16 protein-coding genes are annotated in these 22,342 nt (G+C 71.1%); 11 read left to right on the top strand and 5 right to left on the bottom strand.

From position 1 onward, the window contains the following. Nucleotides 1-27: 27 nt before the first annotated feature. A complete protein-coding gene (locus AAEP80_RS13885) occupies nucleotides 28-1,467 on the bottom strand; it encodes a GuaB1 family IMP dehydrogenase-related protein (protein WP_420364831.1) in 1,440 nt (479 codons plus the stop codon). A gap of 144 nt (nucleotides 1,468-1,611) precedes the next feature. Between AAEP80_RS13885 and AAEP80_RS13890 the strand changes: the two genes are divergently transcribed. Next, a complete protein-coding gene (locus AAEP80_RS13890) occupies nucleotides 1,612-5,340 on the top strand; it encodes a multifunctional oxoglutarate decarboxylase/oxoglutarate dehydrogenase thiamine pyrophosphate-binding subunit/dihydrolipoyllysine-residue succinyltransferase subunit (protein ID WP_420364832.1) in 3,729 nt (1,242 codons plus the stop codon). A gap of 25 nt (nucleotides 5,341-5,365) precedes the next feature. Here the strand turns inward: AAEP80_RS13890 and AAEP80_RS13895 are convergent, their stop codons facing one another. Further along, nucleotides 5,366-5,806 (bottom strand): GNAT family N-acetyltransferase, encoded by a 441-nt coding sequence (locus AAEP80_RS13895; protein ID WP_420364833.1) that lies wholly within the window; start codon nucleotides 5,804-5,806, stop codon nucleotides 5,366-5,368. A gap of 118 nt (nucleotides 5,807-5,924) precedes the next feature. Here AAEP80_RS13895 and AAEP80_RS13900 point away from each other — a divergent pair, with 118 nt between their 5' ends. Together AAEP80_RS13900 and AAEP80_RS13905 are read left to right on the top strand one after the other, a co-directional pair. Beyond that, nucleotides 5,925-6,506, top strand: a complete 582-nt coding sequence (locus AAEP80_RS13900) for a hypothetical protein (RefSeq protein WP_420364834.1) — start codon at nucleotides 5,925-5,927, stop codon at nucleotides 6,504-6,506. Nucleotides 6,507-6,550: 44 nt separating this feature from the next. Then, the gene (locus AAEP80_RS13905; RefSeq protein ID WP_420364835.1) at nucleotides 6,551-7,966 is read left to right on the top strand and encodes a LamG-like jellyroll fold domain-containing protein; all 1,416 of its coding nucleotides are present in this window, start codon (nucleotides 6,551-6,553) and stop codon (nucleotides 7,964-7,966) included. An 11-nt stretch (nucleotides 7,967-7,977) separates the two neighbouring features. On the opposite strand, the gene AAEP80_RS13910 is transcribed toward AAEP80_RS13905, so the two are convergent. Both AAEP80_RS13910 and AAEP80_RS13915 read right to left on the bottom strand, forming a co-directional pair. Beyond that, complete coding sequence (locus AAEP80_RS13910) at nucleotides 7,978-8,220, bottom strand: zf-HC2 domain-containing protein (protein WP_281264820.1); 243 nt, start codon at nucleotides 8,218-8,220, stop codon at nucleotides 7,978-7,980. Further along, complete coding sequence (locus AAEP80_RS13915) at nucleotides 8,217-9,086, bottom strand: sigma-70 family RNA polymerase sigma factor (RefSeq protein WP_420364836.1); 870 nt, start codon at nucleotides 9,084-9,086, stop codon at nucleotides 8,217-8,219. The genes AAEP80_RS13910 and AAEP80_RS13915 overlap by 4 nt, the downstream gene beginning before the upstream one ends. Before the next feature lie 36 nt (nucleotides 9,087-9,122). Between AAEP80_RS13915 and aroA the strand changes: the two genes are divergently transcribed. From aroA to AAEP80_RS13955, 8 genes are all read left to right on the top strand, one after another. Next, a complete protein-coding gene (aroA, locus tag AAEP80_RS13920) occupies nucleotides 9,123-10,523 on the top strand; it encodes a 3-phosphoshikimate 1-carboxyvinyltransferase (protein ID WP_420364837.1) in 1,401 nt (466 codons plus the stop codon). Between the two features lie 4 nt (nucleotides 10,524-10,527). Beyond that, nucleotides 10,528-11,586, top strand: a complete 1,059-nt coding sequence (rsgA, locus tag AAEP80_RS13925; protein ID WP_281264823.1) for a ribosome small subunit-dependent GTPase A — start codon at nucleotides 10,528-10,530, stop codon at nucleotides 11,584-11,586. Nucleotides 11,587-11,884: 298 nt separating this feature from the next. Continuing rightward, nucleotides 11,885-13,048 (top strand): hypothetical protein, encoded by a 1,164-nt coding sequence (locus tag AAEP80_RS13930; protein ID WP_420364838.1) that lies wholly within the window; start codon nucleotides 11,885-11,887, stop codon nucleotides 13,046-13,048. Between the two features lie 20 nt (nucleotides 13,049-13,068). Beyond that, nucleotides 13,069-13,851 carry an inositol monophosphatase family protein gene (locus AAEP80_RS13935; protein WP_420364839.1) on the top strand — a complete coding sequence of 261 codons (783 nt, stop codon included), beginning with the start codon at nucleotides 13,069-13,071 and terminating at the stop codon, nucleotides 13,849-13,851. A gap of 589 nt (nucleotides 13,852-14,440) precedes the next feature. Further along, a complete protein-coding gene (locus AAEP80_RS13940) occupies nucleotides 14,441-17,152 on the top strand; it encodes an AAA family ATPase (protein ID WP_420364840.1) in 2,712 nt (903 codons plus the stop codon). 468 nt (nucleotides 17,153-17,620) lie between these two features. Then, on the top strand, nucleotides 17,621-19,402 hold the full coding sequence (gene glmS / locus AAEP80_RS13945; RefSeq protein WP_420364841.1) for a glutamine--fructose-6-phosphate transaminase (isomerizing): 1,782 nt from the start codon (nucleotides 17,621-17,623) through the stop codon (nucleotides 19,400-19,402). A gap of 134 nt (nucleotides 19,403-19,536) precedes the next feature. Continuing rightward, complete coding sequence (locus AAEP80_RS13950; RefSeq protein WP_420364842.1) at nucleotides 19,537-20,253, top strand: M50 family metallopeptidase; 717 nt, start codon at nucleotides 19,537-19,539, stop codon at nucleotides 20,251-20,253. Nucleotides 20,254-20,500: 247 nt separating this feature from the next. Next, nucleotides 20,501-21,040 (top strand): NUDIX hydrolase, encoded by a 540-nt coding sequence (locus tag AAEP80_RS13955; RefSeq protein ID WP_420364843.1) that lies wholly within the window; start codon nucleotides 20,501-20,503, stop codon nucleotides 21,038-21,040. 18 nt (nucleotides 21,041-21,058) lie between these two features. On the opposite strand, the gene AAEP80_RS13960 is transcribed toward AAEP80_RS13955, so the two are convergent. Then, nucleotides 21,059-22,273, bottom strand: coding sequence for an amidohydrolase family protein (locus AAEP80_RS13960; protein ID WP_420364844.1), 1,215 nt, complete (start codon nucleotides 22,271-22,273; stop codon nucleotides 21,059-21,061). Between the last annotated feature and the right edge of the window lie 69 nt (nucleotides 22,274-22,342).

The following is a 22,342-nucleotide window of genomic DNA, read 5'->3' on the forward strand; positions in this document are numbered from 1 at the left end:
GCCTCCAGTCGGCTGCGACCAGAGCCGCTACCAGCTGACGGGGAGCGGCTTGCCCTCTTCGTACCCCGCGGCGGACTGGATGCCGACGAGCGCACGCTCGGAGAACTCGGCGAGGCTCGTCGCGCCGGCGTACGTTGCGGAGCTGCGGACACCGGTCGTGATCATGTCGAGCAGGTCTTCGACGCTCGGACGCTCCGGGTCGAGGTAGATCGTCGACGACGAGATGCCTTCGGCGAAGAGCGCCTTGCGCGCCCGCTCGTAGGGGTCGAGCCGTTCGAAGCGCTCGCGCACCGCCTTGGCCGACGCCATCCCCCAGCTCTCCTTGTACGCGGCGCCCTTCGCGTCGCGACGGAGGACACCGGGAGCTTCGAGCGTGCCCGCGAACCACGAGCCGATCATGACCGCGCTCGCGCCGGCGGCCAGTGCGAGTGCGACGTCGCGCGGGTACCGCACGCCACCGTCCGCCCACACGTGCGCGCCGAGGGACCGAGCGGCGGCGGCGGTCTCGAGCACGGCGGAGAACTGCGGTCGTCCCACCGCGGTCATCATGCGGGTGGTGCACATCGCGCCGGGGCCGACACCGACCTTGATGATCGACGCTCCGGCTTCGACGAGGTGGTGGACCGCGTCGGCGGTGACGACGTTGCCAGCGACGAGCGGGATGCCGAGGTCGAGCGCCGCGACGGTGCGGAGCGCGCGGAGCATGCTTTCCTGGTGGCCGTGCGCGGTGTCGAGCACGAGGACGTCCACCCCCGCCGCAGCGAGGGCCTGGGCCTTGGCGGCGACGTCGCCGTTGATGCCGATGGCGGCCGCGACGCGGAGTCGACCGGACGCGTCGACCGCAGGACGGTAGATGCTCGACCGGATCGCGCTCGTCGGGCTCGTGGTGCCGACGACGCGACCGTGCCGGGTGACCGGAGCGAAGTCGGCACCGGCCGCGGTGAGGACGTCGTACACGTGGCGCGGGGTGCCGGCGTCCTCGGCGTCGATGCCCGTGGAGGCGCCGTGCAGCAGGTCGCGCAGCGTGGCGTCGGGGCCGGCCGTGCCGAGGCGGGTGGCCGGCACGCACCCGAGGTACTCCCCCTCGCCGTCACGCACCACCACACCGCGTCCGGCGACCGGCAGGAGCTGTTCGAGGGTCTCGGCGACGGTGGTGTCCGCGCCCATCTCGATCGCGGTGTCGAACTCCACCGGTTGTTCCTTCACCCAGCGGATCGCGGCGTCGAGGTCCTGCAGGTGCATGTCCTGCGGCAGCACCCCGAGGCCACCACGACGCGCCAGGGTCGCCGCGAGTCGCGGGCCCGTCACCGAGTTCATGTTGGCGCTGACGATCGGGATCGTGGCGCCGCTGCCGTCGTTCGCGGAGAGGTCCACGTCGAAGCGGCTGGTCACCGCGGAACGGCTCGGGACCAGGAAGACGTCGGAGTAGGTCAGATCGTGCGTCGGCCGAGTCTCGTAGAACCTCATGCCGCCCACTGTACGGCTCGGCGACATGCCTCGGTCTGACACCGAACGGACATGTGGAAACGGCTACGCTTGACCCCTGTGTGGAGCAGGGTTGCCCCGCACGACACACACGAGCATCAATCGACGGAGAGTGGGCGATCGGCTGTGTCGAGCCATCTGACCGGAACTGACGAGACCGCGGGCGAATTCGGCGCGAACGAGTGGTTGGTGGACGAGCTGTACGAACAGTTCCTCGCCGACAAGGAGTCGGTCGACAAGTCGTGGTGGCCGGTCCTCGAGAGCTACCACCAGACCGCCGGCAAGGGCGCCGGCACGGCACCAGCAGCACCGGCGCCCGCGACCGCAGCACCCGCGACCGCAGCACCGGCATCCGCGGCACCCGCAGCCGAGGCGAAGGGCGGGCAGATCCAGGCGAAGACCACGTCCAAGCAGCCCTCGCCCCAGCCGATCCCTGCCGAGGCGAACGACGAGGCCGACGACCACGACGAGACCCACGAGGACGTGGCCACCCCGCTCCGTGGCATGGCGAAGACCCTCGCGTCGAACATGGACGCCTCGCTCACCGTCCCGACCGCGACGAGCGTCCGCACGATCCCGGCGAAGCTGATGATCGACAACCGCATCGTCATCAACAACCACCTGCGGCGTGCCCGCGGCGGCAAGATCTCCTTCACCCACCTGATCGGCTGGGCGATGGTCCAGGCGCTCAAGGACTTCCCGAGCCAGAACGTCTTCTACGAGGAGCGCGACGGCAAGCCGTTCGTGGTGCAGCCCGCGCGCGTCAACCTCGGCATCGCGATCGACGTCCCGAAGAAGGACGGCACCCGCTCCCTGCTCGTCCCGAGCATCAAGCGCGCCGAGACGCTGACGTTCGGCCAGTTCCTCTCCGCCTACGAGGACCTCGTCAAGCGCGCCCGCGACAACAAGCTCACGCCGACGGACTTCCAGGGCACGACGATCTCCCTGACGAACCCAGGTGGCATCGGCACGGTGCACTCGGTCCCCCGCCTGACGAAGGGCCAGGGCGCGATCATCGGCGCCGGTGCGCTCGAGTACCCGGCACAGTTCCAGGGGTCGTCGCCGAAGACGCTCGTCGAGCTCGGCGTCGGCAAGACGATCACGCTCACCAGCACCTACGACCACCGCGTCATCCAGGGCGCCGGCTCCGGCGAGTACCTGAAGAAGGTGCACGAGCGGCTCATCGGCCAGCACGACTTCTACGAGGGCATCTTCTCGGCGCTCCGCATCCCCTACAAGCCGATCCAGTGGGCGAACGACATCAACGTCGACCTCGCGCACCGCGTCGGCAAGACGGCCCGCGTGCAGGAGCTCATCAACAGCTTCCGGGTCCGCGGCCACCTGATGGCCGACGTCGACCCGCTCGAGTACCGCCAGCGCACCCACCCGGACCTCGAGATCGAGAGCCACGGGCTGACGTTCTGGGACCTCGACCGCGAGTTCGTCACGGGTGGGCTCGCCGGCACCACGAGCGCGCCGCTCCGCGACATCCTCGGTGTCCTCCGCGACGCGTACTGCCGCACCGTGGGCATCGAGTACATGCACATCCAGGACCCGGAACAGCGCCGCTGGGTGCAGTCCCGCATCGAGGTGCCGTACTCGAAGCCGTCGAAGGAGGAGCAGCTGCGCGTCCTCGGCAAGCTCAACGAGGCCGAGGCGTTCGAGACCTTCCTGCAGACCAAGTACGTCGGCCAGAAGCGCTTCTCCCTCGAGGGCGGCGAGTCCACCATCGCGTTCCTCGACACCCTGATCCAGGGCGCCGCGGCAGCCGGACTCGACGAGGTCGCGATCGGCATGGCCCACCGCGGTCGACTCAACGTGCTGACCAACATCGCCGGCAAGACCTACGGCCAGATCTTCCGCGAGTTCGAGGGCACCACGCTCCCCGGCGCCGTGCAGGGCCAGGGCTCCGGCGACGTGAAGTACCACGTCGGCACCGAAGGCGTGTTCAAGGCCTCTGACGGCTCGTCGATCCCCATCACGATCGCCGCGAACCCGTCCCACCTCGAAGCGGTCGACGGTGTCCTCGAGGGCATCGTCCGCGCCAAGCAGGACCGGAAGCCCGCCGGCGAGTTCGGTGTGCTCCCCGTGCTCGTGCACGGTGACGCCGCGATGGCCGGACAGGGTGTCGTCGTCGAGACGCTCCAGATGTCCCAGCTCCGCGGGTACCGCACCGGCGGCACGGTCCACCTGGTCATCAACAACCAGGTCGGGTTTACCACCCCGCCGGAGTCGGCACGCAGCTCGGTGTACTCCACCGACGTCGCGAAGACGATCCAGGCGCCGATCTTCCACGTCAACGGTGACGACCCCGAGGCCGTCGCACGCGTGGCCGACCTGGCGTTCGCGTACCGCGAGGAGTTCCACCGCGACGTCGTGATCGACCTGGTCTGCTACCGCAGGCGCGGCCACAACGAGGGCGACGACCCCTCGATGACGCAGCCGCTCATGTACAACCTCATCGAGGCGAAGCGCTCGGTCCGCACGCTCTTCACCGAGGCCCTCGTCGGCCGCGGGGACATCACGCAAGAGGAGTACGACGAAGCGCACCGCGACTTCCAGGACCGCCTGGAGCGAGCGTTCGCGGAGACGCACGAGGCACAGACCGGCACCATCCCGGTGATCACCGTCGACGACGACGGCGCCGTGCAGGGCCTCGAACGACCGACCGCGCAGCGCGACGACTCCGAGAACGACGTCCACGAGACCGCGATCTCGAAGGATCTCGTCGAGCTCATCGGCGACGCGCACGGCAACCCGCCCGCCGGGTTCTCCATCCACCCGAAGCTGCAGGCGCTGCTGTCGAAGCGCACCGACATGACCCGCAAGGGCGGCGTCGACTGGGCGATGGCGGAACTCATGGCGATCGGGTCGCTCCTGACCGAGGGCAAGCCGGTCCGGCTCGCCGGCCAGGACGCCCGTCGTGGCACGTTCGTGCAGCGTCAGGCGGTGTTCCACGACCGGGTGAACGGCCAGGAGTGGCTGCCGCTGTCGAACCTCACCGAGGACCAGGCGCGCTTCTACATCTACGACTCGCTGCTCAGTGAGTACGCGGCTATGGGCTTCGAGTACGGCTACTCGGTGGAACGTCCGGAGGCGCTCGTGCTCTGGGAGGCGCAGTTCGGCGACTTCGCCAACGGCGCGCAGACGATCATCGACGAGTTCATCTCCTCCGCCGAGCAGAAGTGGGGGCAGCGCTCCGGCCTCGTCCTCCTGCTGCCGCACGGCTACGAGGGCCAGGGACCCGACCACTCGTCCGCTCGCATCGAGCGCTACCTGCAGCTCTGCGCCGAGGACAACATGGTGGTCGCCCGCCCGTCGACCCCGGCGTCGTACTTCCACCTGCTGCGTCGTCAGGCGTGGGAACGCCCGCAGCGGCCGCTCGTCCTGTTCAGCCCGAAGGCGATGCTCCGGCTCCGTCAGGCGACGAGCCCGGTCGAGGCGTTCACGAGCGGCACCTTCGAAGAGGTCATCGACGACGGGAAGGTCACCGACAAGGATGCTGTGCGCCGCGTCGTGCTGCACTCCGGCAAGGTCCACCACGACCTGCGCGCCGAGGCGGACAAGCGTGAGCTGACCGACGTCGCCCTGGTCCGGCTCGAGCAGCTGGCACCGCTCCCGCTCGAGCGGATCCTCGAGGTGCTCGCGAGCTACCCGAACGCCGACGTCGTGTGGGCCCAGGAAGAGCCCGAGAACCAGGGCGCGTGGCCGTTCGTGTGCATGAACCTCTCACCGCACCTGGACGGCCGGCCGCTGTCGGTGGCCGCCCGCCCCGCGAGTGCCGCTCCGGCGACGGGTTCGTCGAAGCGCTCCGCACAAGAGGCCACCGAGGTCATCACGAAGGCCCTCGGCTAGACCACGACCACGAGGCCGGGGTGCGCTACACGATCCGCGTGTACCGCACCCCGGCCTCGTGGTACCCGCGCTTCTGGTAGAACCGGTGCGCGCTGTCCGTCGCGGCCGCGCTGACGGCGGAGAGCCGCCGCGCGCCCTGCTCGCTCGCCCACGTCTCGAACGTGCCGATGAGCGCGGAACCCGTACCGAGCCTCCTGGCCGTCGGGTCGACCACCAGTAGGAGCAGCTGCGCCGTCGGCTCGTCGGAGGCGTACGCCCAGGTGACCTGCGCGCCGGCGACGGCGACGGCTCGGCCGTCGTCGTCGCGCACCAGCCACGTGCGGTGGCCGGCTTCGGGGGTGAGCCGTGCGAGCCGCGCCCGCATCGCGGGTTCGTCGACGGTGTGACCGAGCAGACGGACGAGGGCGGTGACGTCAGCGACGTCCGCGTCGGACCAGGTGGTCATCGACTCGACGGAGAGGGTCATGCACGCGACCCTACCTGGAGGTCGCAGCGCGTTACAGCACACCTGGCATATCGGTAGATATTGATATATCCTGTTTGCATATCACCACAGGGGTGATTGCCGAACGACAGGATCGACCATGCACATCTCCGCGCGTCACAGCCGCACCGCAGCCTGGATCGCCCTCCCTCTGGCGGTGGTCGCGAGTGCAGCGGTCATCGCGACCGCGTCCTACGCTGCGTTCTCCGACACGACCGACAATGCGTCCAACGCCTGGCGCACCGGCGCAGTCACGCTCACCGACGACGACCAGGGCGCGGCGCTCTTCGACGTCGACGACCTCGTACCAGGCAGCACCGGCTCGAACTGCATCACGGTGACGTCGACCACGTCGAACCCGTCCGAGGTCCGGCTCTACACCGCAGCCCAGTCGGACGAGGACGCCATCGGCCAGCACCTCCAGATGACGGTCGAGCGCGGCACCCTCGCCACCGCCGGGGACTGCACCACCTTCACGGGTGCGTCGACCGTGCACGACGGCACGCTCGCCGGACTGCTCGCCGCCGGGTCGTTCGGCGACGGCATCGACGACTGGAAGCCGGCGACCGGGACGTCCTCCACGACCTACCGGTTCTCGTACGCCCTCGACGCGGACACCCCGAACACCGCGCAGGACTCCGAGGTCAGCACCACGTTCGTCTGGGAAGCGCAGACCGACTGACCCGGAGCGGACGGACCCGACCCGACGATCCCGAGGAGCACCTGATGACACGCACGTCCGCTCGTCGCACCACCCGGTGCACCGGCGACCTCGTCCTCCTGCTCCTCGGGATCGCAGCACGGACGACCCTCGCCACCGTGTACCTGCTCGCTGTCTGGGCAGCACTCCCAGCTGCTCTCGACTGGCGTGTGACCACCGTCGTCTCGGACTCCATGGCCCCGGCCATCCGGACCGGAGACGTGGTCGCGGCGATGCCGATCGAACCGGGATCGGCCTCCATCGGGCAGGTGCTCCTGGTCGAGGACCCTGACCACGAGGACCGTCGGCGACTCCACCGTCTCGAGCGCATCGAGTCCGACGGCGCCCTGCGGCTCCGCGGGGACGCCAACCCGGAGCCGGACCGGACCGCGGTCGATGCGGACACCGTCCTCGGCGTCGGCGTGCTGCGCTTCCCGGTCGTCGGGCTCCCGAGCGTGTGGCTCCGCTCCGGCGACTGGGTGCAGCTCGCCGCGACGGGCCTCGGGGTGATCGCGCTCGTCCTGCTCGGGCGCGTCGACCGTGACCTCCGGACCGGAGTTCCTTGCCGCCGCTGCGGGACGCCCCGCTGGGACCTGCACACGACCGTCGTGCGAACCGGCCCCGACGCGCCTGGAGGGACGTCGCTCGCGCTCCGCCTCGCCGCGACCGTGGCACTCGTCGCGATCGCCGCGACCACGGCCGGCGCCGGGTTCAGCGGGTCGACCACGAGTGATGCCGCACTCGGCACGACGGACTCGTTCCCGTGCTTCCACCGCGGTGTCGCTGGTACCGCCCTGGCGTGGGACTTCGCGGAACGCGGCGGCTCGACGGCGCTGGACTCCTCCGGCAACGGCCGCGACGGACTCCTGGGTGCCGGTGCCGCCCGCACGAACGGCTCGTGCACCGAGAACCCCTTCGTCACGTTCTCCGACGGCTCGTCCCAGTCCGCCGTCGTCCACACGACGAGTTCGACAACGGCGCCGCCGACGTTCGCTGTCGAGCTGTGGTTCCGGACCGACCGACCCCAGGGCAGGCTGTTCGGGTTCACCGGGACACCGACGGGGACCACGGGCGCGTACGACCGCAACTTCTACGTCGGCACAGACGGCCGCCTGGTGTTCGGCGTGTGGGACACGTCCGTGGCGAAGGTCGTGCAGAGCCCGGGCCGGATCGACGACGGCACCTGGCACCACGCGGTGGGTCAGTTCACCGCGGGCCGGCTCGAACTCCACGTCGACGGCGTCCTCGCGGCGTCACGGACGGACGTGCTGACTGCCGTGTCCTACAACGGGTACTGGCGGGCAGGCCACGGCAGGATCGAATCGACGTGGCCCAACCCGCCGACCGACCCGACGTTCGTGGGTGCGATCGACTCGGTACGCGTCCACCACGACACCCTCAGTCCTGCGCAGATCACGGCTCGCTTCGCAGCCGGCCGGTGACCGTCACGAGGTCAGTGCGTCGCCTGCTCCACCCGGATGCGCGCGAGGATCTCGCTCCGGAGCTGCTCAGGAGCGGACTCCTTGCAGGCTCGACGGACCGTCTCCATGAGCACGACGTTGACGCGGTGCTCGGTGGTGCAGTCCTCGCAGCCGTCCATGTGCTCGCGGATGTCCGCCGCGTCCTCGCGGCAGAGCTCGTCGTGCAGGAACTCCTCGAGCTCCGCCTTGGCCTTCGAGCAGTCGCAGCCGCTCATCGCGCTTCCTTCCGTCCGTCGCGACCGGTGGTCGCAGCAACCTTCCGTCCCCGCCCGCGCATCGTCGCCGTCGACGCTGCGTCCGGGACGATGCCGGTCTCACGTGCGTGGTCCGCCAGGAGCCCACGGAGGAGCCGGCGACCACGGTGGAGGCGGCTCATGACCGTCCCCACTGGGGTCTTCATGATGTCGGCGATCTCCTGGTAGGAGAACCCCTCGACATCGGCGAAGTAGACGGCCATCCGGAAGTCCTCGGGGATGGCCTGCAGCGCGTCCTTCACTGCGGAGGACGGCAGGTGGTCGATGGCGTCCGCCTCGGCAGACCGGGCGGAGATCGACTGCGTGACGCTCTCTGCGCCGCCGAGCTGCCAGTCCTCGAGCTCGTCGATCGTGCCCTGGTACGGGTTCCGCTGGTTCTTGCGGTACGTGTTGATGAACGTGTTCGTGAGGATCCGGTACAGCCAGGCCTTGAGGTTCGTGCCCTGCTTGAACTGCCGGAACGCGGCGAATGCCTTGACGAAGGTCTCCTGCACCAGGTCGGACGCGTCGGCGGGATTACGCGTCATGCGCATCGCGGCACCGTAGAGCTGGTCCATGAAGGGCAGCGCCTGGTCCTCGAACAGGGCGCGGAGCTCGGCGTCCGAGGCGGTGGTCGCGTCGACGACGTCCGCCTCTGCCTGCACAGCGTCGAGCTGCGCCTCGGTCTCGTCGACCAGGTCGTGCGGTGCTGCCTGTGGCTCGTCGGTCGTCATCGCGGGCCAGTCTAGAGCGAGCGCGGTGACCGCGGCGGGTGGCTGCTGCTCCAGAGCGAGCGCGGTGGCCGCTGCGGGCAGGTGCTGCCGCGCGGGTGCGAGTGCTGTCGCCAAGGGTCCTCCCGATCGTTTCAGTAGTCTTGTGAACCGATGGCAGAGACGACGCATTCCCAGACCGCAGCGGGCAGCGGGCGCGAGACCGCAGCGGGCAGCGGGCGCGAGACCGCGCCCTGGATCGCCCCCGTGGCGGCTGGCCCGCTCCACGGCGACGTCGCACTGCCCGGATCGAAGTCGTTGACGAACCGCGAACTGATCCTCGCAGCACTCGCCGACGGGCCGTCCACCATCCACCTCCCCCTGCACTCGCGCGACTCCGCCCTGATGGTCGCGGGTCTCCGGCAGCTCGGCGTCGGCATCGAGGAGGTCGAACCCGACGGCGCGCCGAACCCGTACGGCCCGGACCTCCGGATCACGCCGGCCCCGATGACCGGCGGCGTCCGCGTCGACTGCGGCCTCGCCGGCACCGTGATGCGCTTCCTGCCCCCGCTCGCCGCCCTGGCCACCGGGCAGGTCACGATCGACGGCGACCCCTACGCACGCAAGCGCCCGATGCACGCGATCATCAGCGCGCTCGTCGACCTCGGCGTGGACGTCACCGACGACGGCGACGGCGCGATGCCCTTCACGTTCACCGGCACCGGATCGGTCCGGGGCGGCACGCTCACCATCGACGCGAGTGCCTCGTCCCAGTTCGTGTCGGGGCTGCTCCTCTCCGCGCCGCGGTTCGACGAGGGGCTGCACCTGAAGCACGAGGGCGAGCGGCTCCCGAGCCTCCCCCACATCGAGATGACCGTCGAGGTGCTCCGAGCGCGCGGCGTCCGGGTGGACGAGCCCGCCGTCGGCGAGTGGATCGTGCACCCGGGACCGATCGCGGCGCGCGACGTGACCATCGAACCGGACCTCTCGAACGCGGCACCCTTCGCGGTCGCCGCACTCGTCGCAGGCGGGACCGTCCGGATCCGGACGTGGCCGACGGAGACGACGCAGGTCGGCGCCGATCTCGAGACGCTCCTGCCCATGTGGGGCGCGACCGTGGCCCGAGACGGTGACGACCTTGTGTTCGACGGCGGCGTCGGGGTGCTGGGCGGAGCCTCCCTCCCGGGTCTGGACCTGGACCTGACCCGCGGAGGCGAACTGGCACCTGCGCTCGTCGCGCTCGCGGCGCTCGCGGACGGCCCGACGACCATCACCGGCATCGGCCACCTGCGCGGACACGAGACCGACCGGCTCGCCGCGCTCGCCTCCGACGTGAACCGGACGGGAGGCTCGGTGCACGAACTCGACGACGGCCTGCGGATCGAGCCGGCCCGGCTCCACGGCGCGGCGTGGGCCGCGTACGAGGACCACCGGATGGCGACGGCCGGCGCGGTGATCGGACTCGTGACGGAGGGCGTCGCGGTGGACGACATCGGGACGACCGCGAAGACGGTGCCGCAGTTCCCGTCGCTGTGGGCGGCGCTCGTGGCGACGGCTTCGTCTCCGGGGGTGTGACGCGATGAGCTGGTGGGACGACGTCGACGGTGACGCGGACGAAGACGAGCCGTACGGCCAGTACGACGAGTCGAGCGTCCGGGTCCGCCCGAACCCGAAGGGCAACCGGCCCCGCACGAAGACCCGCCCGACGTACGACGACGCGCCGAAGGGCTGGGTGACGAACGTCGACCGCGGTCGGTTCGGCGTACTGGTCGACGGGGAACTCATCACCGCCACGAAGGCCCGTGAGCTCGGCAAGAAGTCCGTCGTCACCGGTGACACGGTGTTTCTGACCGGTGACGTCTCCGGCGCCGAGGGTTCGCTCGCCAGGATCGTCCGGGTCGCCGAGCGCACCACGCTCCTCCGCCGGAGTGCCGACGACAGCGACGAGGTCGAGCGCGTGGTCGTGGCGAACGCGACGCAGATGCTCATCGTCGTCGCGGCCGCCGACCCCGAGCCCCGGACCCGGCTCATCGACCGGTACCTCGTCGCCGCGTTCGACGCCGGGCTCGACCCCATCCTCTGCATCACGAAGACCGACCTCGCCGATCCGGCTCCGTTCCTCGCGCACTTCGCGTGCCTGGACATCCGGATCGTCACGAGCCGTCAGGACGACTTCCCGCTCGAGGCCCTGCACGAACTCCTCGACGGCGAGGTGACCGTGACCGTCGGGCACTCCGGCGTCGGGAAGTCCACGCTCGTGAACGCCCTGACCGGGTCCACGCGGGCGACCGGTGTCGTGAACGCCGTGACCGGGCGGGGGCGCCACACCTCGTCGTCGTCGATCGCGCTCCGGGTCGAGGACGGCGGGTGGATCATCGACACGCCTGGCGTCCGGTCGTTCGGGCTCGGGCACGTCGACCCCGCGAACGTGTTCCGGGCGTTCGCCTCGCACGCGATCCCCGTCGCCCCGTCCGAGTCCGGGCTGGAGGACACCGGCATCCCGCTCGACCAGGCGCACGACTGGGAGATCGTCGACCGGGTGAACGCCGGGGAGCTCGGCCCGACGGGCATCGAGCGGCTGGACTCCTTCCGCGCGCTGCTGACCGGCATGGGAGCCGCCGACCCCGGTACGGACTAGCAGGACTCCTGCCCCACTCGCTCGTCCCGCCCCTTCGTCTTCCTTGCCCCGTCTTTCTCGTCCCCGAGTGGTCACGACACCCCGCTCACCTCCGCCGGGCGGTCGCGAATCGTCGTCTCCGAAGCCGTCAACCGACGGAACGAGACCGATCGGCGAGGCAGGGCCGGGGTGTCGTGACCGCTCGATCGACGACGACGCCGACGCCGACGCCGACGACCATGACAGTCCAATCCGGTGCGGAGCGGTGTGCTCCGCTCCCGGTCGACAAGCGGGCAACGAAGTTGTACAGTTGCCACTCGTGTCTGAAGTTGCAAAGTACAACTTTGCGCCGACCCGCGTCGACGCTCCCGCCTCATTCGACCGCGCCGACGACGCCGCGTCCGCACACCGGGGCCACGCCGCTCCCCGGCCTCCGCATCGTGCACCCAACGTCCTCCGTCCGGCCGGCCTCGGCAAGACGCTCCTGACCTTCGCGACGCACATCCTCGTGCCGTTGTTCCTCGCCGCAGGCATGGGCCTGGCGTACCTCGGCGCCTTCCACGCCCCCGCACCGAAGGACCTCCCCGTCGGCATCGTCGGCCAGGGAGCGACCGCGCAGGTGTTCGCGCAGTCCGTGACGGACCAGTCCGACGGCGCCCTCGTGGCACACGTCGTCGCCACCGACGCCTCGGCGAAGCAGCAGGTCCGGGACCGCGAGCTCGCCGCGGTCTTCGCCCCGACCACGACGGACGCGTCACTCTACGTCTCCACGGCGGCCAGCGAGACCACCGCCACCGCGGCGCAGAAGATCTTCATGCCGATCGCGTACGAGCAGCACCTGCCGTTCCACGTCGTCGACATCGTCCCCTCGGGCGACCAGGACAGCACCGGCCAGGGCCTCTTCTTCCTGCTCGTCGCTCTGAGCGTCGGCGGCTACGCATCGGCGATCGCGGTCGCAGCGTTCGCCACGAAGCTCCGCACGGTGTGGACCGCCGTCATCGGGCTCGCCACCGCCGGGGTCGTCGCGGGCATCGGGATCGTGATCGCCGGGCCGATCTACGGCGTCATCACCACGCACCAGTGGCAGGTCTTCCTGTTCGCGTGGATGTACGACGCGATCATCATCGGGCTCGGGATCGGCCTGCACCCGATCCTCGGACGCTGGACCACCCCGGTGCTGACGATGCTCTTCGTGATGCTGAACTTCACGTCGTCCGGCGGGATCTTCCAGCCGGCGTTCCAGCCCGGGTTCTTCGCGGCGCTCAACTCCTTCTGGTCCGGCGCCGCATGGCTCCAGGCAGCACAGGACCTGCAGTACTTCCCCGGCGCCTCACTCGGTCGGAGTTCCCTCGTGCTGACACTGTGGCTCGTCGGCGCCGTGCTCCTCTGCGTCGTCGTGCACGGCCTCGTCGCCCGCCGCACCCGGATCGCCCGCGAGCGCGAGGTGTCCCGCCTCGAGGAGGAAGAGGTCGTCGCGGCCTGACCCCCGCTACGCTCGATCCCGTGGACCTCAGCGCCGACCTGGACTTCGCCCGCTCCCTCGCCGACACCGCCGACGCGATCAGCCTCGAGCGGTTCCGTGCGGCCGATCTCCACGTGTCGAAGAAGGCCGACAGCACGCACGTCACCGATGCCGACCAGGCCGTCGAGCGGGCCCTGCGGGAGCGGATCGCGGCCGAACGACCGGACGACTCGTTCCTCGGCGAGGAGACGACAGCGGACTCCGGCGCCGAGGCGACGAGCGAAGGACACCGTCAGTGGGTGGTCGACCCGATCGACGGCACCGCGAACTACCTCCGCGGCGTCCCGGTCTGGGCGACGCTCATCTCGCTCGCCGTGGACGGCCGCCCGGTCCTCGGCGTGGTCAGCGCCCCGGCGCTCGGCAAGCGGTGGTGGGCCGCGCAGGGGCTCGGTGCGCACTCGCTCGAGGGCGAGCTGCACGTGTCAGGAGTCGCCGACCTCGGCGACGCGAGCCTCAGCTACAACAGCATCCAGCAGTGGGACGACGACGACCGTCTGCAGGCGCTGATAGACCTGTCGCGCACAGTCTGGCGCACCCGTGCCTACGGGGACATGTGGTCGTACATGATGGTGGCCGAGGGCGTCCTCGACGTCGCCGGCGAGCCGGACCTCAAGCCATGGGACATCGCCGCGCTGGTCCCCATCGTCGAAGAGGCCGGCGGCCGCTTCACCTCGCTCGACGGCGACCCGGGCCCCTGGCACGGCAGCGCACTCGCGACGAACGGCCTGGTCCACGACGCCGTCGTCGAGGTCATCCGCCGGTAAGCGACCCGATCACCCCCGTTCGAGTGTCATCCCGACACGTGACGGGCACCCGTACCCCGGGACGACGAGCTCGGCGACGAGCCAGTCCCGGAACTCCACGACGCACCGGGTGGAACCGATGCAGGCCGTACCCCGATCGCATACCACAGGGTACGGAGCGCGACCCCCGGACTCGGGGCAGGACCCCCCATTTTGGGGTGACCATGATTCACATTTCGTTGCGCTGACCGGACTACGGCCGTGACCGCTGGGTTATCTTTGCCGAAGACGACAGGTCAGGTGGCGTCTCGGGATCCCTAGTCCCGAAGCAGATCCGGACCGGTCGTGTTCGTCGAAGACCCTAACCCGAGGGGTGATACAGACGATGACATCATCGTTCCCGAGCAGGATCGAGTGCACCCTCACTCGACCGCATTCCAACCACGATCAGTCCGGCGCGCATCTGATTGCCGCCTCGCGTCCGAGCACCCGTGCGGTCACCCGCCGCACCACCGCCCGGATCTCCGCAGTGACCCTGGGCGCAGCACGCCCGGGCGCACTCCGTCCCGTCTCCACGCTCGCCTCCGGACCCGGAGGCCGGTGAGTCCCCATGGAACTCACCGGTCGACGTTCTGAGGTCGACCGGATCGCGGCCCTCGCTGTACTCCCTCGGGAGTCCGCGATGGTCGTGGTCGGCGACCCTGGCTCCGGACGCACCAGCGTCCTCGACGCGGTCTCGAACCGCGTCTCCATCCCCGTCGTCCGGCTCGGCGTCAACGGCTCTGAAGCCCGTTGGCCCATGTCCGGAGTGACATCCCTCTTCACCGCACTCGACGACCCGAGGGCCTCGGCGCACATCGCGCGGCTGGTCCGCAACGTCGACGAGGGCCTCGCCGCAGCGCACGACTTCCTCGACGCCGTGCACGCGCTGACCCTCCCGCCGACGCTCGTGCTCATCGACGACCTCGACCGGATGGACGCCGAGAGCCAGGAGCTCATCGCGTTCCTGGCCGGGCGACTCGCCGGCACCGCCATGCGCCTCGTGGCGACGGTCCGTCGAGTGCCATCGAACGGTCCGCTCGCGGCCCTCCCGATGCTCCGGCTCCAGCCGCTGCAGCCGGACGAGGCGCTCGTGCTCGCCCGCGACATGGCGCCGGAGGAGGCGAACGACGGTGTCCTCGCCGTCCTCGCCGACGAGACCGGCGGCAACCCTGGCGCGCTCCGCGAGCAGATCGGTGTGCTCCGACGTGAACAACTCGTCGGCACCGAACCGCTCGTGCTGCCGCTGCGGCCGACGCCGACGACCTCCGCTGCTGCGGCGCTCGTCCTCGAAGCCGCTGCGGGACGCGATCTGGACGTCCTCGCACGACTGGCCCTCGTCCCGACGGCGCGCGTCGCCGCCTGGGACCGGGACGCGATCGACGACCTCGTGGGCGCCGGTCTCGCCACCGTCCGCGGGCCGTCGATCGCCGTCCGTGACCCGCTCGTCCGCTCCGCGCTGTACTGGAGCATGCCCGCACGGGACCGCCGCGAGGCGCACACCGCACTGGCGACGAGCGCAGCGGCGTACGACGACCGATCGGCCGCCTGGCACGCGAGCTTCGTCGACGACGTCCCGGACGCCATCGCACTGCTCGCCGCCGCGCGGTCGTACGCGGTGGACGGCGACGCCCACGCGGCGGTCGCCCTCACCGAGCGCGCCCTGCACATCGGCACCGCGTCCGAGGCCGAACACGCCGCTCTGCTGGGCGTGGCCGAAGCCCTCCTCGCGCACCGCCTCCTCGGCTTCGCGGCGAGGTACCTGGCGGCGATCCGGCCGTTCCGGGAACTCCGCGACGAGGTCAGGCGTCTCCGTCTGCAGTACTCGGTGCAGTACCTCAGCGGTGACGCCGTGCACGCCGACGAGCTCTCGGTGCCCGTCGACACGGCCGACGAGGGTGACGCGGACGCGCTCTCCGGGCTGCTCGCCATGGTCGCCTGCTTCCGCGCCGAGGCGTGGGAGCTCGACCAGGCACGCGACCTCCTGAACCGGGCCGAGCCCTTCGAGGACCGTGCCTCCGCGCACACCGCGGAGATCCTCGGCACGGCGCGCGAACTCGTGGCGGCGGTCGACGGCACGCTGCCGCCGGACGCCGACCTGCACGAGGGACTGGCCGCGCAGCGACTGCTCGTCATGTCCGACCCGGCGTTGCTCCTCCTCGCACACGCACTGAGCCTCGCCGAGCGCTACCGCAGCGCCCGACGGGTGTTCGCCCTGGTCCTCGCCAGGACGACCGCAACCGCACCGGTGTGGCTCGAGGCGGCGCGGTACCTGTCCGCCGAGAACGAGGTGCGCTCCGGCAACTTCCGGCAGGCGCTCCGCGCGATCGACGTGTGGGAAGCCGGCTCGGCCGTCATCGAACGCCTCCGCGAACCGTCCAGGGCGATCGCCGTCGCCTGGCGGCACTTCGCGGAGGGCCGCTCCGCCGACGCGCTCGACGTCGTCGACCACTGCCTGCGGCAGCGTTCCACCAACCGGCTCTGGGGAGCGACGGCGAAGCTGTACGCACTCCGCGGCCGCGTGCTGCTGCTCGACGGGCGACTCGAGGAGGCCGCGTCCTCCCTCGAGGCGGCCGACGCGATCGGTCGCAGCCTCAGGAACCCCGCGGTGCTCCGGCACCTGGGCGACCTGGTCGAGGTGTACGTGCGGCTCGGACGAATCGACGACGCGCGCACCATCACGGCGCGTCTCGCCGCCGACCACCACGCCCGACCGTCGAGGTGGGGTGCGCTGGTCCTCGCGAGGAGCCTCGCGCTCATCGCGGACGACACCACCCGCGACACCTCGCGGCGTCGGGCGCTGGAGATCTTCCAGGCGGCCGACTCGCAGTTCGAGCGGGCCAGGACGTTGGCAGCGCTCGCCGCGATCGGCGCACCCGGTGACCGCGCACGACTCGGTGCGGCAGCCGCCGCGGCGTACGAGGCGGCTGGACTCCGCCGGCCGCTCGCGACGCCGGCGTCGACGGCCGCCATGCCGTCGCTCGGCGGCAACGCGATCGGATCAGGTCCGTTCTCCGGCGGGGTGCGTTCCGGCGCACTCCTCTCCGCGTCGACGCCGGTGACACCCGGCACACCGCGGAGCGCCCCGGACGCCGCAGCGGTGCTCACGTCGCTGACGGCCGAGGAGCGTGCAGTGGTGCAGAAGGTGACGGAGGGGTACCGCAACCGCGAGATCGCCTCGTCGCTGTACATGTCGCAGCGGACGGTGGAGCTGCGGCTGACCCAGATCTACCGGAAGGTCGGGGCGCGGTCCCGGTCCCACCTGGTCGCGCTGCTCACGTGATCTGAATAACCGCATCCACACACTGGAGGCCCGGTGCCAGCTGGCACCGGGCCTCCAGCGCGCGCTCCGCATGTTGCGACGCGCCAGCGGCGCGCGGCGCCAGCGCCGACCGAGCCTGCGAGGTCGGTTCAATCGGCATTGCGTGACACCGCACGCGACCGCGCGGATTCGCACGGTCCGCGCGAAGAACCGCAACAAGCGTCGCGGAGCGTTGTCCACCGGCCCCGCCGCCGGTGATGCTGTCCATGCACCGACCGCCGCGCCTCCCCCGGGAGGCCGGCCCACGGTACCCCGATCGGTACCCGAACCGTCGGCCCCGGTACGCCGTCGTCCGTCCTCGCCTGATCCGAGGACGGGCGGCGGTCCGGGCCGGCGGCCCCGATCGCGTGGCAGACCCGAACGCGGCGGTCGGTGCCGCCCCGCTCATGCACCGCTCCCCCACCGTCCTCCCACCCGAAGGGACATCCGATGTGCGGCATCATCGCGGCCCGCGTCACCGACGACGCGACTCCTTACCTCCTCGACGGGCTGGAACGGCTCGAGTACCGCGGGTACGACTCCGCGGGCATCGCCGTCCGCACGGCCACCGGTGGCACCGAGACCATCCGGTCGGTGTCCCGGGTGGGCGACCTCCGAACGCTCGTCGCTGCCCGATCGGGTGATGCCCTCACCGGCACCGGCATCGGGCACACCCGCTGGGCGACGCACGGTGGCGTGTCCGAACGGAACGCCCACCCGCACACGGACTGCACCGGCCGGATCAGCGTCGTGCACAACGGCATCGTCGAGAACGCCGAGCGCCTCCGCGCGATGCTCGAGGCGCAGGGGCACGTCTTCGCGTCGGACGTCGACTCCGAGGTCATCACGCACCTCGTCGAGCGTGCGCTCGCCGTGGACGCCGACCTGATGCTCGCCGTCCAGATCGCGACGGCACAGCTCGAGGGCTCGTGGGCGATCGTCGTGCTCGACTCCCGCACGAACCGCATGGTCGTCGCGGCGGAGCGCTCCCCACTCGTGGTGGCCCGAGCATCCCGTGGCGACTTCGTCGCGAGCGACATCGGTGCGATCGCCGAGTGGTGCGAGACCTTCGTGGCGCTCCGCGACGGCGACGTCGTCGAGCTCGGCGAGTCCTGGAACTGGTCCTCCGCCGGCATCTCGGTGCCGGTGCCGTTCCCGACGCCGTCGCCGTTCGCGGCCGCGGCGCTCGACCTCGGCGACCATCCGGACCACATGGCGAAGGAGATCGAGGAGCAGCCGGCGGTCGTGGCCTCGATTGTCGACCGGATCGCCGGACGCGCGGCCGACGGGAACATGTGGGTCGGCCTCGGGCTCCCCGGGTTCCACCGCCTCGCGATCGTCGCCTGCGGCACCTCCCTGAACGCCGGACAGGTCATCGCGACCGCGCTCCGCGGCATCGGCGGGGTGCCCACCGACATCGTCGTCGCGAGCGAGGCGGACCAGGCCGTGCTCGGTCCGGGGACGCTCGTCGTCGCGATCAGTCAGTCCGGTGAGACCGCTGACGTCCTCCGGGCGCTCGACCGCTTCGCGGACCGGTACCCCGTCCTCGCGCTCACGAACAACGTGCACTCGTCGCTCGCCCGCCGAGCCGACGCCGTCCTGGACTGCCACGCCGGCCCCGAGATCGGCGTCGCGGCGACGAAGACGTTCACCGCCCAGGTGGTGGTCGGGGTCGCGGCGATGATCTCCGCGCTGGTCGCGTCCGGGCGCATCGACCCGACACAGGCGGCAACCCACGTCGCGGGTCTCCGCGAGCTCCCGGCGCGCATCGAGCGAGCCGGTCGGGTCGCAGCCGACCGGATCCCGCTGCTGGTCTCGAGCGTGAAGGACGCCACCGGGTTCTTGTTCCTCGGGCGCGGCGTCGGCCTGCCCTACGCGGCGGAGGGCGCCCTGAAGCTCAAGGAGCTCAGCTACCGGTGGGCCGAGTCGTACCCGGCCGGCGAGCTCAAGCACGGCCCGCTCGCGCTCGTCGACGAGGGCACGCCCGTCGTGGTCGTCGACCACGGGGAGCACCGACTGCAGGCCGCCATCGCCGAGGTCCGGGCCCGAGGCGGGTTCGTGATCACGATCGGCGGGCCGGGCTCCGACGTCCCCGCGCTCGGACCGACCGGACCGTGGGGTCCGCTCGAGGCCGTCGTGCCGCTCCAGATGTTCGCCCGCGAGCTCGCGCTGCAGCTCGGCTGCGACGTCGACAAGCCGCGGAACCTCGCGAAGTCGGTGACGGTCGAGTAGGCGTGCCGAAGCCCATGAACCGCCTCACGGTGTTCCTCCTCGTCCTCACTGCGATCGCCGTGCTCGCGACGGTCGTCGTGATCGCGCTGCTGCCCTCGGTGCCCTCCTAGGCTGCTCTGCCACAGTGGCGGCTGATGTCCCTCGCTTCCTCCTCGTCCCTCGTCTTCGTCGCGATCCTCGTCGGCGCCGTGCTCCCGTTCGTCCCCGTCGTCGGGCGGGTGGCACGGATCGCCGCGACGATCACGCACGAGGTCGGGCACTGCATCGTGGTCGTCCCGTTCGGCGGCCGGATCCGCCGGATCGACCTCCGCCCGGACGGGTCGGGTGAGGCCTGGGTGCAGCTCGGCGGTGTCCCCGGCGCGGTGCGCTGGCTGGTGCGGATCCTCAACCTCTACGCCGGGTACAGCACGCCGCTCTGGGCCGGTGCGCTGTTGCTGACCGGGGTGCTGCACGGGTCGCGGTGGCTCCCGGTCGTCGTGCTCGGGGTGATCGGGCTCATCGCGCTCGTGTTCGTCCGGAACTGGTTCGGGCTGCTCGTGGTGATCGGCTTCGACGTCCTGGCGCTGTGGGTCGCCCTCCGCCCGTCCGAGCTCACCGTGCTGGTCGTCGCGGCCGTTGGTGCACTGTTCGTGGTCGACGGCCTGCGCTCGGTCGTGCAGGTCGCCCGCTGGCTCCTCACCGGCGCCCGTGTCCAGACCGACTTCCACATCGCGGCGGCCGAGATGCGCCTGCCAGCCGGAGTGTGGTTCGTGCTGTTCGTGTTCGTCAACGGTGTCGCCGTCTGGCTCGCGCGCGATCCGCTGCTCACCGTCTGGCGCACGATCGTCGCCGGCGTCCGCGCGCTCGTCTAGCGCTGGCCCGCGCCGCGCTGCCCTGCCCCGCGCCCGCCCCGCCCCGCCCGCCCCCGCGCCGCGCTCCCCGCCCCGCGCTGCCGACTCGGAACGACACGCTCGCTGTCGTACGACATCGACTCTGTCGCTCGCACGCGGCTGCAATCGTTGCGCGCGCGGGGCGACGACGGAACCGCTGTCGTACGACAACGGCGTTGTCGTCCGTTGCGAGCGCAACCACCCGCGCACGCCTGCCACGATGGACGCCATGTACGCAGCCGACGTCGCCCGCGTCCTCGCCGATGCGCCCGCGAGCACCCTCCGTGACCGGTACCTCGCGTTCGTCAGGGAGCACGGGGACGCAGCGCTGTGGCGTGCGGGAGGCCCCGAGCACCTCACGGCGTCCTGCTTCGTGTTCTCGCCGGACCTGACGCACGTGCTGCTCTGCCTCCACCGCAAGGGTGCCTTCTGGGTGCAGTTCGGCGGGCACCTCGAACCGGGCGACACATCGCTCGTCGACGCCGCCCGCCGCGAAGCCCGAGAGGAGTCCGGCATCGCCACGCTCGAACTCGCCGCCACGCGCGTCATCGACCTCGACCGGCACGATCTGCACGGCGGGTTCTCGTGCGCCGCGCACTGGGACGTCGGCTTCGTCGCGACCGTCCCCCGCGACACCGACACGACGGTCAGCGACGAGAGCGACGACGTCCGGTGGTTCCCGGTCGACGCCCTTCCCGAATCACTGCCCGACGGCTTCGCCCGCCGCCTCGACGCCGTCCTGTCGACGGTCAGGGACGAGGTCCACTGACGCGGAGCGGACCTGCCCTCACTCCCAGGGGTGTCGCGCCAGGTCGGCGGGGTCGACCACCATGCCACCGGCGACGACGAGCGACCGCGGCACCCGACGGACGAGCGCGTCCATCGGGTTCTCCGCGTCGACGAGCACGACGTCCGCGCGGGCACCCGCCACCAGGTCGTGCTCCTCGTCGGTAACGAACCGGGCGCCGTCCCGCGTGGCGAGCTCCACCACCCGCGTGATGTCCTCGTCACGCGAGTACCCGCCGCCGCGGGCGTACTGCCAGGCGATGCCGAGCAGGTCGCCGTCGCCGTAGGGGCTCCAGAGGTCACGGATGCCGTCCGTGCCGAGCCCGAACCGCACCCCGACGTCGTCGAATTCGTGCAGGGGCAGCTGCCGCATCCGAACGGGCGCGACGGTCGTCATCGTCACCCCGAGCCCTGCCATCCGAGCGAGCAGGTCGCGCCGCCGGACCGGCTCGAGGTCCACGATCGCGAAGCCGTGCGCGATGTTGACCTTCCCCGGGGCGATGCCGAGCCGCTCCACCCGGTCGAGCACCAGGTCGAACGAGAACGCACCGAGGTCCGCCGGCTCGTGCAGGTGGATGTCGATCCCGCACCCGTACTCGGCGGCGATGTCGAACAGTCCGTCGAGCTGCCCGACCGGGTCGCGGTCGATGAGGGACGGATCGAGTCCCCCGATGTGCTCCACGCCGTCCGCCGCAGCCTGGCGCAGCAGGTCGAGCACGCCGGGTCGACGCAGCACGCCGTCCTGCGGGAACGCGACGATCGACAGTTCGATCGCCCCGTCGAGTTCGGCCGCTGCCTCCCGCACGGCGTCGATGCCGCGCAGGCCCAGGCCGAGGTCGACGTCCACGTGCGTCCGGACCCGCGTCGTCCCGGTGCGGAGGTACTCCTGCAGCACCCGTTTCGCGATCCCGACGCTCGGGATACCGAGGTCGTCACGGCGTGCGCGCTCGTGCGCAATCCGCCCCTCGGTCGTCGGCTCCCCACCGAACGACTCCCACGGGTGGCCCCACCAGCTCTTGTCCGCGTGCGCGTGGCTGTTCACCAGGCCGGGCAGCGCGAGCACGCCACGCCCTTCGACGATCCGCGTACCCTCCGCCGACGCCGTGCCGCTCGGGAGCACGGAGTCGATGCGCGACCCCCTGACCACGATGTCCGAGGACGCACCTCCCCATGGCCGCACGTCTCGGATGACCAGGTCCACGTCGTCGTTCGCCACGCCCTCATGCTGCCACAGCGGATGTAACGGAGCGCCGCAATGGAGTATCCGCGAAGCGAAGCCTGCGAG

This window comes from Curtobacterium sp. L3-7 (genome assembly GCF_048756585.1).
Classification (GTDB): Bacteria; Actinomycetota; Actinomycetes; order Actinomycetales; family Microbacteriaceae; genus Curtobacterium.

What these genes read in the sequence shown, in the direction of transcription:
- AAEP80_RS13885 (WP_420364831.1), bottom strand. Translation starts at nt 1,467, where the DNA reads ATGAGGTTCTACGAGACTCGGCCGACGCACGATCTGACCTACTCCGAC.
- AAEP80_RS13895 (WP_420364833.1), bottom strand. Translation starts at nt 5,806, where the DNA reads ATGACCCTCTCCGTCGAGTCGATGACCACCTGGTCCGACGCGGACGTC.
- AAEP80_RS13900 (WP_420364834.1), top strand. Translation starts at nt 5,925, where the DNA reads ATGCACATCTCCGCGCGTCACAGCCGCACCGCAGCCTGGATCGCCCTC.
- AAEP80_RS13905 (WP_420364835.1), top strand. Translation starts at nt 6,551, where the DNA reads ATGACACGCACGTCCGCTCGTCGCACCACCCGGTGCACCGGCGACCTC.
- AAEP80_RS13910 (WP_281264820.1), bottom strand. Translation starts at nt 8,220, where the DNA reads ATGAGCGGCTGCGACTGCTCGAAGGCCAAGGCGGAGCTCGAGGAGTTC.
- aroA (WP_420364837.1), top strand. Translation starts at nt 9,123, where the DNA reads ATGGCAGAGACGACGCATTCCCAGACCGCAGCGGGCAGCGGGCGCGAG.
- rsgA (WP_281264823.1), top strand. Translation starts at nt 10,528, where the DNA reads ATGAGCTGGTGGGACGACGTCGACGGTGACGCGGACGAAGACGAGCCG.
- AAEP80_RS13940 (WP_420364840.1), top strand. Translation starts at nt 14,441, where the DNA reads ATGGAACTCACCGGTCGACGTTCTGAGGTCGACCGGATCGCGGCCCTC.
- glmS (WP_420364841.1), top strand. Translation starts at nt 17,621, where the DNA reads ATGTGCGGCATCATCGCGGCCCGCGTCACCGACGACGCGACTCCTTAC.
- AAEP80_RS13950 (WP_420364842.1), top strand. Translation starts at nt 19,537, where the DNA reads ATGTCCCTCGCTTCCTCCTCGTCCCTCGTCTTCGTCGCGATCCTCGTC.
- AAEP80_RS13955 (WP_420364843.1), top strand. Translation starts at nt 20,501, where the DNA reads ATGTACGCAGCCGACGTCGCCCGCGTCCTCGCCGATGCGCCCGCGAGC.